The organism is Dolichospermum sp. LEGE 00246 (genome assembly GCF_015207865.1).
Lineage (GTDB): Bacteria > Cyanobacteriota > Cyanobacteriia > Cyanobacteriales > Nostocaceae > Dolichospermum > Dolichospermum heterosporum.
Genome location: NZ_JADEWA010000697.1, coordinates 1 through 1,764, shown reverse-complemented (window position 1 = coordinate 1,764; position 1,764 = coordinate 1). Strand labels below are relative to the sequence as shown.

Annotated in this window: 3 protein-coding genes; all 3 read left to right on the top strand. The window is 42.5% G+C overall.

From position 1 onward, the window contains the following. The first annotated feature begins 189 nt into the window (after positions 1-189). The 3 genes from IQ228_RS25700 (at position 190) to IQ228_RS25690 (ending at position 1,501) form a co-directional block, all read left to right on the top strand. A complete protein-coding gene (locus IQ228_RS25700; protein ID WP_027402289.1) occupies positions 190-684 on the top strand; it encodes a photosystem I reaction center subunit III in 495 nt (164 codons plus the stop codon). Between the two features lie 39 nt (positions 685-723). After that, the gene (psaJ, locus tag IQ228_RS25695) at positions 724-870 is read left to right on the top strand and encodes a photosystem I reaction center subunit IX (RefSeq protein ID WP_035081674.1); all 147 of its coding nucleotides are present in this window, start codon (positions 724-726) and stop codon (positions 868-870) included. Between the two features lie 166 nt (positions 871-1,036). Beyond that, positions 1,037-1,501, top strand: a complete 465-nt coding sequence (locus IQ228_RS25690) for a photosystem I reaction center subunit XI (protein ID WP_027402288.1) — start codon at positions 1,037-1,039, stop codon at positions 1,499-1,501. Positions 1,502-1,764: the final 263 nt, after the last annotated feature.

The following is a 1,764-nucleotide window of genomic DNA, read 5'->3' as shown; positions in this document are numbered from 1 at the left end:
CCCCTGCCCCCTGCCCCCTGCCCTTTTCCCTATCTTTTGATTGAGAAGCTTTAACTTTTATTGACTTCAACTTTACTCAGTCCCCAGCCAAGAGTATGATGACTTCCTAGTTATCTAAAATAAAGACTGTACAAGCCGCTTCGTTTTGTACAAGAAACTTCTCATTTTGTAATAAAAGGAAACAACTCCATGAGACGATTGTTTGCTTTGCTTTTGGTGATGACTCTTTGGTTCAATTTTGCTCCTGAAGCTAAAGCACTAGGCGCAAATCTTGTTCCTTGTAAAGACTCTCCCGCCTTTCAAGAGCTAGCACTAAATGCCCGTAACACCACCTCTGACCCCGAATCAGGTAAAAAGCGGTTTGAACGTTATTCTCAGGCACTCTGTGGACCAGAAGGTTATCCCCACTTGATTGTAGATGGCCGTCTTGATCATGCTGGTGATTTTTTAATCCCTAGTATTCTCTTCCTCTACATTGCCGGTTGGATTGGCTGGGTAGGCCGTGCTTATCTCCAAGCAATCCAAAAAGAATCAAATGCGGAGCAAAAAGAAATCCAAATTGATTTGGGTCTTGCCCTACCTATCATCACCTCCGGTTTTGCTTGGCCAGCAGCAGCAATCAAAGAATTGCTCTCCGGCGAATTAACAGCGAAGGATTCAGAAATTACCGTTTCGCCACGTTAATTCATTTGTTTTCACTTACTCATTCTGGAGACTAAATTCATGGCTGAAAAAGGCGACGAAACCAACTACTTGCTGAAATTCATCTCTACTGCCCCCGTTGCAGCTACAATCTGGCTAACAATCACAGCCGGGATTTTGATTGAATTTAACCGCTTCTTCCCCGACCTACTTTTCCACCCCCTATAGGTTGAAAACACGGTTAGGAAAAGCTAAGTAAATTAGCTTTCTCTTCTGGATTGTTTAGCAATAAACAATCTTAAATAATGCATGAAACTCGTAATCTTAACTATAATTTACGGGTTTCATGCCTTAAAAAACTAACAACAGTGATTCAAGGAATCGAACAATAGTTATGGCAATAGCAGCAGGACGTGACCCCCAAAAAGGCGACCTAGAAACCCCCATCAATTCCGCCCCTTTGGTGAAGTGGTTTATTAGCAATTTACCAGCTTATCGCCCCGGTCTAAATCCTTTTAGACGTGGTTTAGAAGTTGGTATGGCTCATGGTTATTTGTTATTTGGACCTTTTGATAAGTTAGGTCCCTTACGCAATGCCCCTAATGCTAACTTAGCTGGGTTACTGGGCAGTATTGGCTTGGTTGTAATTTTAACAGCTTGCCTATCTTTGTACGCTAACAGCAATCCTGATAAAGCACTTGCTAGTGTTGCTGTACCTAACCCTCCTATTGATGCTTTCAACTCTAAGGAAAGCTGGAATAATTTTGCCAGCGCTTTCTTAATTGGTGGTATCGGTGGCGCAGTAGTTGCGTTCTTCTTGACAGGTAATTCTGGATTAATCCAAGGTTTATTGGGTTAATTTGATGACTGGTAATGGGTAATAGTTGCTAATTTGGGCTATTACCCATTCAGGGAAGAGGGAATAGGGGCAAGGGAACAGGGAACAGGGAACAGGGAACAGGGAACAGGGAACAGGGAATAGGGAACAGGGAATAGGGGTAGAAGCAGCTTGATAATTTCTACCCATAACTATCCATATATTACTGTTTGTCCAAGTCTTCAAGAAGTTGATCAACAAAATCCCTCAACCGTTGCTGCCAATCAGGGACGGTTTTAATTTTT

Bases quoted from the DNA above. Each gene is read 5' to 3' on its own strand.
- psaJ (WP_035081674.1), top strand. From the start codon at position 724: ATGGCTGAAAAAGGCGACGAAACCAACTACTTGCTGAAATTCATCTCT.
- IQ228_RS25700 (WP_027402289.1), top strand. From the start codon at position 190: ATGAGACGATTGTTTGCTTTGCTTTTGGTGATGACTCTTTGGTTCAAT.
- IQ228_RS25690 (WP_027402288.1), top strand. From the start codon at position 1,037: ATGGCAATAGCAGCAGGACGTGACCCCCAAAAAGGCGACCTAGAAACC.